At 67.0% G+C, this 3,147-nt stretch carries 5 protein-coding genes; all 5 read right to left on the bottom strand.

The window, feature by feature from the left end; translation table 11 throughout:
• Positions 1–62: 62 nt before the first annotated feature.
• Positions 63–314 carry a hypothetical protein gene (locus ABW137_RS27155; RefSeq protein ID WP_526404568.1) on the bottom strand — a complete coding sequence of 84 codons (252 nt, stop codon included), beginning with the start codon at positions 312–314 and terminating at the stop codon, positions 63–65.
• A 225-nt stretch (positions 315–539) separates the two neighbouring features.
• Positions 540–1,154: a TetR/AcrR family transcriptional regulator gene (locus ABW137_RS27150; RefSeq protein WP_526404567.1), complete on the bottom strand. Its 615-nt coding sequence runs from the start codon at positions 1,152–1,154 to the stop codon at positions 540–542.
• A gap of 15 nt (positions 1,155–1,169) precedes the next feature.
• Positions 1,170–1,532 carry a thiocyanate hydrolase gene (locus ABW137_RS27145; protein WP_526404566.1) on the bottom strand — a complete coding sequence of 121 codons (363 nt, stop codon included), beginning with the start codon at positions 1,530–1,532 and terminating at the stop codon, positions 1,170–1,172.
• 27 nt (positions 1,533–1,559) lie between these two features.
• Positions 1,560–2,270 (bottom strand): thiocyanate hydrolase subunit gamma, encoded by a 711-nt coding sequence (gene scnC, locus ABW137_RS27140; protein ID WP_526404565.1) that lies wholly within the window; start codon positions 2,268–2,270, stop codon positions 1,560–1,562.
• Positions 2,271–2,280: 10 nt separating this feature from the next.
• Complete coding sequence (locus ABW137_RS27135) at positions 2,281–3,120, bottom strand: SH3-like domain-containing protein (RefSeq protein ID WP_526404569.1); 840 nt, start codon at positions 3,118–3,120, stop codon at positions 2,281–2,283.
• Between the last annotated feature and the right edge of the window lie 27 nt (positions 3,121–3,147).

Below are 3,147 nucleotides of genomic sequence, written 5' to 3'. Positions count from 1 at the left end.
CCCCCCCCCCCCCCCCCCCCGGGCCCTCGCCCCCGCCCCCCCCCGCTTCGCTAGTGCGTCGTCTAGTTGTCGCCGGGGATGGCGGTCGGTGCCGGGGGCGCCGTGATCGGAGGGGTGAAGAGGTTGCCACCGGTGGGGTTGATGCTCTTCTCGGTGGGCGTCACGCTGGGCGCCGGCTCCGTGGTGGTCGTGGTGGTCGAGGTCTCGGACGGGGCGGGCGTTTCGCTTCCGCCGCAGGCGGTCAACGCTCCCATCGAGATGACGGCTGCGATGCCGAGGCCGGCGGCTGCGCGGCGGGTAAACCGACGATTCATGGGGCAGTCCTATCCTTGCTGCTGGGAAAACGCTGAGATCTATTCCGAACTGAACTCTATCGTCCAAAACAGCTTGGGTCAAGATGGGCAGAAGCGCCAGGCAACTGGGGCGTGAAACCTGGAAATATGCCCTTTACATGGGCATCTGGCGGGAACGTTGGAACCCTCCAACCGCAACCTACCCGTCCTTCTGAAACCGGGCTGCGGACGTCAAAGTCCACATCGCTAGTCGAGTACGCCCTTGAGGTAGGTGCGCAGGAACGATGCGAAGAGGTCGTCGGTGCTGAGACCCTCGATGGCGTCGAGCGCAGCCCGTAGCTCGGGGTGACCCGTCGGATCCGGGCTGGGTCCGCCGCCGCTGTCCGCGTAGTCGGCGGCGTTCTCACCGAGTAACGCCGCGCCGAGCGTGAGCGCGGTGAGGCCGTCGACGATGCGGACGTGCAGTCGGGCGGGCACACCTGCCGCGGCGAGGAACCGACACATCTGTTCGTACTCGCCGAACATGTTGTCGCGAGGCATGAATCGGACCAACAGCGGTGCGCAGTGTGGATGCGCGATGATCGTGCTGCGCAGCGCCACGGCCTGGGCGACGAGGTAGTCCGTCCAGTCGGCGTCGTCGGGCATGGTGGCCGGTGCCTCGGGGGTCGCCACCGCGCGCGCCACCGCCGCGAGCAGCGTGTCCTTGTCCGCGAAGTAGTGATAGAGCGACGGGGCCCGCACCCCGAGGCTGCCAGCCAGCTTGGGCATGCTGAACGCTTCGAGTCCGCCGTCACCGATCAGTTCGATCGCGGCGTCGACGACCTTCGCCTTGGTCAGGGAAGCGTTCTTGGGCCGGGCCATCGCCTCATGGTGCCATCAGGCTTCGAGGCGAGTCCGGATGGAGGAAAGGCGTTGGCGTAGCTCGCCTTCGCTGATCACCCCGCGGGCCAGCAAGGAGTGAGCCAGAGCGACGAGTTGATTCTCCGGGTAGGGCAGGTCGGCGTAGACCGTCGCCGACAGCGTGTCCTCTTCGTCGCGGCGTTCCTTGAAATCGGGGATGCCCATCACCGCGGAACCATTCGGGTCGCAGGAGGCCTGATCCAGGGCGTCGCACAGGCCGTCGAGGCTGGTCTTCCACGGCGGTACGGGATTCTCCACCCCGTACTTGGCCGCCATCCTCGACCACACCTGGTTGCGGTCGACGATCTCCTCAAGTGCCGGGATCTTCACGTCATCCATCTGGTCATCCATCTCGTTCGCGGCCGCTCATTCCCCGACCGGGTGCATGGCGGCACGGGTGTCGACGATGACGTTGGTGGTGACTCCGGCCTTCGGGACCGCAACGCCGATCAGGCTGTCCCTGGTGACGATCTCGGTCAGTTGGTCCTCGGTCCAGCCATCGGTGCCCTCGGGGCGCATCGGCATCACCATGAAGCGGTGCTTCTGATTCGAATCCTGAACGCGCACTTCGACGTCGTCGCCGAGGTAGAGGCCGAACTCGGACAGCACCTGGCGGGGGAAGCGCACTAGCCGGCTGCGGTAGTTCGGCGTCCGGTACCACTCGGGCGAGTTGCCGAGGATCGGGCGGGGGTAGCACGAGCACAACGCGCAGACGATCACGTTGTGCACGGTTGGGGTGTTCTCCAGGATCTGGAACGCGGTGAAGTCGCTCGGCGTGCCGAATCCCGTTGGCTCGAGCCAGTCGACGCCGACCGCCTTGCTCGCCGTCATGGGCTCGGCGATCGCCAGCGCCTCGAACTCGGGGTCCAGCCAGGCGCGGGCCACCAGTCGAGCCGCCGGTGTGGGACCGATCTGCTCGGCGAACTCGGTGAACCGGCGATGGTCCTCGGCGGTGAAGATGCCCTTTTCGATGCACAGTTCGCGCAGTGCGATCTCGAGCACCTCGGAGTCGGTGACCTCGTCGACCATCGGCTTGACGGTCCGGTCGTGGTCGTGGTCGTGGTCGTGGTCTGGCATGCTCCTCCGTTCAGCCGGCGGGTTGGAGCCAGTGCTCCGGGATCTCGGTGCGCAGTGTGTCGTTCGCGGGCCCGGTGTACCCGTGCCACAGGTCGGCCTGGCGGAAGCTGACGACGTAGAACCACTCGGGCACCGCATCCGCGCGATCCCACGTCTCGTCCTCCGGCGCCGGACTCTCGTAGGCGACGGTGGCGATCACGCCCGTCGCGCCCCTTACGTATTCGGGTGTGCGCGTGTAGAACAGCACCGGCAGCTCGCGGACCGTGACGCGGTCGCCGACCTGGAATCTCGCCTGCCCGGCCCGGCCGGCGTACACCTGGGGGTCACCCTTGCCGACGGCATGGACGACGTGACCGTTGCGGGGGACGTCGGAGCCGTCGCCGGCGCATCTTGGCTTGGCCGACAACGTCTTTCCGGCGAGACCACCGGCGTAGCGCTGCTGCACCTCGGCCATCCGTTCGCTGAGCTCGGTCAGCCCGACGTGGTGTTTCTCGACGAGGACGCGGGCCACCGAGAGCAGCCACCGCCCGTAGTACGGGAAGCCGAGATACACGGCCCGTCCGACGTCGACGTTGCCCAGCCGGCGCCGCTCCTCCGACAGCCAAATCCCGCGCCAGGCAAGGACTTCGCACATGACGTAGGTCATGTGCTCCCAGTACTCGTAGTCCTTGTTGTCATACGCCATCGGGGTGTCGGGTTCACCGCCGACGTCGTGGACCGGTTTCAGATAGGCGACGAAGCGGTCGTGGTCGAGCAGATCGGGGGTCGGTGCGTCGGGCAGCTCGGGATAGGCCGATTTCAGGCGAGCAACCAACGCCAGCTGGTCGGCACGTTCAGCAGCGGTGGCCATGGGTGGCCCCTTCCAGGTACGACTGGG

Origin of the sequence: Mycobacterium sp., from assembly GCF_040509115.1 — a bacterium.
Classification (GTDB): Bacteria; Actinomycetota; Actinomycetes; order Mycobacteriales; family Mycobacteriaceae; genus Mycobacterium.
The sequence above is the reverse complement of the archived record's forward strand: the minus strand, read 5'-3'. Positions and strand labels throughout refer to the sequence as shown.

Bases quoted from the DNA above. Each gene is read 5' to 3' on its own strand.
- ABW137_RS27135 (WP_526404569.1), bottom strand. From the start codon at position 3,120: ATGGCCACCGCTGCTGAACGTGCCGACCAGCTGGCGTTGGTTGCTCGC.
- scnC (WP_526404565.1), bottom strand. From the start codon at position 2,270: ATGCCAGACCACGACCACGACCACGACCACGACCGGACCGTCAAGCCG.
- ABW137_RS27145 (WP_526404566.1), bottom strand. From the start codon at position 1,532: ATGGATGACGTGAAGATCCCGGCACTTGAGGAGATCGTCGACCGCAAC.
- ABW137_RS27150 (WP_526404567.1), bottom strand. From the start codon at position 1,154: ATGGCCCGGCCCAAGAACGCTTCCCTGACCAAGGCGAAGGTCGTCGAC.
- ABW137_RS27155 (WP_526404568.1), bottom strand. From the start codon at position 314: ATGAATCGTCGGTTTACCCGCCGCGCAGCCGCCGGCCTCGGCATCGCA.